At 64.9% G+C, this 3,695-nt stretch carries 4 protein-coding genes and 1 pseudogene; 2 read left to right on the forward strand and 3 right to left on the reverse strand.

Annotation, left to right across the window (positions count from 1 at the left end; translation table 11 throughout):
- Positions 1–1,101: 1,101 nt before the first annotated feature.
- Together hcsL and hcsS are read left to right on the forward strand one after the other, a co-directional pair.
- On the forward strand, positions 1,102–1,518 hold the full coding sequence (gene hcsL, locus BN903_RS14140; RefSeq protein WP_048078341.1) for a halo-CC-star protein HcsL: 417 nt from the start codon (positions 1,102–1,104) through the stop codon (positions 1,516–1,518).
- On the forward strand, positions 1,509–1,730 hold the full coding sequence (gene hcsS, locus BN903_RS14145; RefSeq protein ID WP_048078342.1) for a halo-CC-star protein HcsS: 222 nt from the start codon (positions 1,509–1,511) through the stop codon (positions 1,728–1,730). The genes hcsL and hcsS overlap by 10 nt, the downstream gene beginning before the upstream one ends.
- Positions 1,731–1,774: 44 nt before the next feature.
- Here hcsS and BN903_RS14150 read toward each other — a convergent pair whose 3' ends face one another.
- From BN903_RS14150 to BN903_RS14160, 3 genes and pseudogenes are all read right to left on the reverse strand, one after another.
- On the reverse strand, positions 1,775–2,197 hold the full coding sequence (locus BN903_RS14150; protein WP_394296250.1) for a low molecular weight phosphatase family protein: 423 nt from the start codon (positions 2,195–2,197) through the stop codon (positions 1,775–1,777).
- 316 nt (positions 2,198–2,513) lie between these two features.
- A complete protein-coding gene (locus BN903_RS14155; protein ID WP_195155823.1) occupies positions 2,514–3,161 on the reverse strand; it encodes a hypothetical protein in 648 nt (215 codons plus the stop codon).
- Positions 3,162–3,221: 60 nt separating this feature from the next.
- Positions 3,222–3,695, reverse strand: a pseudogene (locus tag BN903_RS14160) (putative inorganic carbon transporter subunit DabA); the annotation flags it as partial.

Genomic DNA, 3,695 nt, shown 5'->3' on the forward strand with positions numbered 1-3,695 from the left:
CGCGACGTACCCCCTCCAGCCCGGCGAGATCGCCGGCCTCGACCTGCTCGCGGACGTCGCCGGCGTCCTCTACGACGGCGACGAGGCGACCGTCGACGTCGGGGCGGCGACCGACGCGGACGCCGACGGCGAGGTCGACTTCGATTCGATGGCGGATGCCGACGCGGTCGTCGACCAGCTCACGCCCGGCGAGGAGACTGAGTACCTCTTCTTCACTGGGAAGGGCGGCGTCGGCAAGAGCACGGTCGCCGCGACGGCGGCGACGAAGCTCGCCGAGGCGGGCCACGAGACGCTCGTCGTCACGACCGACCCGGCCGCGCATCTGGAGGACATCTTCGGAGAGCCGGTGGGTCACGAGCCGACCTCGGTCGGGCAGGCCAACCTCGACGCGGCGCGGATCGACCAGGAGAAGGCGCTCGCCGAGTACCGCGAGCAGGTCCTCGATCACGTCACCGAGATGTACGAGGAGAAAGAGGACACCGAGATCGACGTCGACGCCGCGATCGCGAACGTCGAAGAGGAGCTGGAGTCGCCCTGCGCCGAGGAGATGGCCGCCCTCGAAAAGTTCGTGAGCTACTTCGACGAGGACGGCTACGACGTCGTGGTCTTCGACACGGCACCGACGGGACACACGCTCCGCCTGCTCGAACTCCCGTCCGACTGGAAGGGGTTCATGGACCTCGGCTCGCTGACGAAGGGGGCCGCGCCCGCGAAGGGCGACCAGTACGACGAGGTCATCGAGACGATGAAAGACCCCGAGCGGAGCACGTTCGCGTTCGTGATGTACCCCGAGTACACGCCCATGATGGAGGCGTACCGCGCGGCCGCCGACCTCAACGACCAGGTCGGCATCGAGACCTCGCTCGTCGTCGCCAACTACCTCCTGCCCGAGGAGTACGGCGACAACGCCTTCTTCGCGAACCGGCGCGCGCAACAGGCGCAGTACTTAGCGGAGATCCGCGACCGCTTCGACGCGCCGCTCATGCTCGCCCCGCTCCGCCGAGACGAGCCGATCGGGCTCGACGAGCTGAGCGCCTTCGGCGAGGAGGTCACCGGGCTGGCGGACGTCGCCGAGGCAGACGCCCCGGAGGTGACTTCCTCATGAGCGACGCGCAGGGCTCGGACGACGCGACGGAGCGCGTCGCGGACGCGTCCGCGGACGAAACCGTGGAAGAAAACGTCGAGGCGGCGCTCCGCGAGTTCCTCGACGCCCTCGGCGAGTCGGAGACGTACCGGCGGTTCGTCGCGGCCGACGAGGCGCTTCAGGACGACGACGAGGCGATGGCGCTGCTCCGCGAGTACCGGCGGAAACAACAGCAGATGCAACGCGGCGGCTTCGACGGGTCGGTGATGGAAGAGCTGAAAGGGCTCCAGTCGGAGCTGTCGGCCAACGAGACGATCCAGCGGCAGCAGGCCGCACAGGCCGACTTGGTGGAACTCCTCCAGCGGACGAACGACGTCATCAGCGAGGAAATCGGTGAGGAGTTCGCGCGGTCCACCGGAGGTGGGTGCTGTTGAGCGCCTCCGAACCCAGTTCCGACGCGGACGGGGCTGCCGACGACGAGGTCGTCGCGGCCGCCGAGCGGCTCGGCGAGCAACTCGCCGCCGCGAAGGCGGAGTCGTCGGAGTTCGCGTTCACGACGATGCTGATGCAGTGTAACGAGGCGATCGGGGACGAGACGGGGATCGACTACGGCAGCGTCTGCGGCGACGACGACGGCTGCTGTTAGCGGCGGTCGATAGGAGCCGCACCCGGCCGACTATTTTCTCCGTCTCACTCCGCGGACGGCGTCTCCGGCAGGAGTTCGTCGAACAGCGCGACGACGCGCGCTTCGATCTCGTCGCGGATCTCGCGGACCGCCTCGATCGGCCGCTCGTGCGGGTCGTCGAGTCCCCAGTCGCGGTTCTCGCCGTTCCACGTCGCCGGACACACGTCCGACGCCGAACAGCCCATCGTCACGACGAGGTCGACCGCCCGTAGCTCGTCGGGCGTCACCTCTCGGGGCGTCCGGTCGCTAACGTCGACGTCTACCTCCGCCACCGCCTCGACGACGACCTCGTGAACGCGGTCTGCGGGCCGTGTCCCGCCGGTGACTATCTCGATCCGGTCGCCCGCGTTCCGGCGGTCGCGCTCCCGCTCGGCGAACGCGGCGGCCATCTGGCTCCGCCCCGCGTTCTGGACGCAGACGAACGCGATCCGGTGGCCCGACTGCTCGCTGTCTTGCGTCACGACTCGTCGTGCGGGCGGCATCAATATAGCCGTTGCTTCGGACTGCTATAGAGTGCTATAGAGAGGTCCCGAACGAGATCGCACCGGCGTGCCCTGTCACGGCCGGCCTTGTTGAAACCCTCCGTAGTTGATATTTGTACTGTCTCGATTGCTCAGTACAGAGAAACGATGCATCGTATCGTAGCTCTCATTATAGAGCTCGGATTTTCTACGAAGGACCCCATAGTGATCCTACAATCGATATCACAGCTGTAATGATGTCGTTTCAAACTGTCGAGCAGAGCTATATGATCGCATAAACGACAATCATCACAACCGGAACGCTCAGCAACGTCAGTACGGAAATGATTGGTTGCTCACGATGAGACGCCGCTACAGTGTAGAATCCAGCAAAGACAGCGACTGTGCCAAGATACCGTCCCACTTCCGCGAGGCAGAGCTCAGCGGCACCAGACAGCAGGATGGCCGAGACCGAAACCTCGCCTGCCAGTGCGGGCCCGACAATGAACCAGACGAGAGACACAAGCCACTGAACTATTGCTCCCCAAACTGCGAGAACGCCAATTTCCCAGGCCCTCGCCGTTGGTCGGGTCCGCACGTACACGACGATAGCAACAATGACGGACACCAGGGTGATGAGTCGTTCCAGTTCGATCGTCCAAGCCGTCGTGTTCGTCACTAAGAACACCTGCAAGGCCAATCCGAGACCGACGATGCCGCCAAGCAAGCCGACAAATGCTCGCCGGTCCAAGTCAGCAATTGATGCGCGAGAGAATAGAGGGGAAGGCATGCTACACCAGATCTTGACACGCAGTAAGTACTTTCTGTCTCGCATTTTCTTGGACGACAGCAGCTGTTGATGCTGTCGCTTCGGTAGCTTGTTTCTCCGATTGATGATTAGTGCGCAGTTCTCATCGACCGGCTGTGTCACACAGTCTTGTGTCCAAAGAATAGGATTTCAACAGAGCCTCACGACTCCGATCGAACGCACTTAGTCGTCCGCGGCGGCGGGAGTCGTCGAGGTCTCCGCCGGCGGCTCGACCCGTTCGGACTCGGCCAGTGGCGTCCACTCCAACTCGGACTCGTAGTGGAACGCGCGGTGGTCCCGCGTCGGGTCGACGACCGTCAGGGAGAGCCAGTCGTTGTCCAGCAGTCCGGCCACCGCCTCGTTGTCGGCCAATATCTCGGTGACGCGGTCGACCGGCGCGTGAACGACCGTCGAGAGCCGGAGCGGCTGGTGGTACGGCTCGTCGGCGGCGGCCCTGACCGACTGGAGCGGCAGCCCGGTCATCAGGTCGCCGCCGTTGCCCTGGTAGACGCCGACGTTGCCGACCGGGTTGTGGGTCACCTTCGAGCCGCTGCCGTACGCCGCGTTGTCGACCGTCGAGAAGTGTACTGCGCGTTGATCCACTGGGTGACGACCATCGGACCGGTGAGGATCGCTTCGAGCGCGTCGCCGTCGGCG

It is taken from the genome of Halorubrum sp. AJ67 (genome assembly GCF_000513435.1).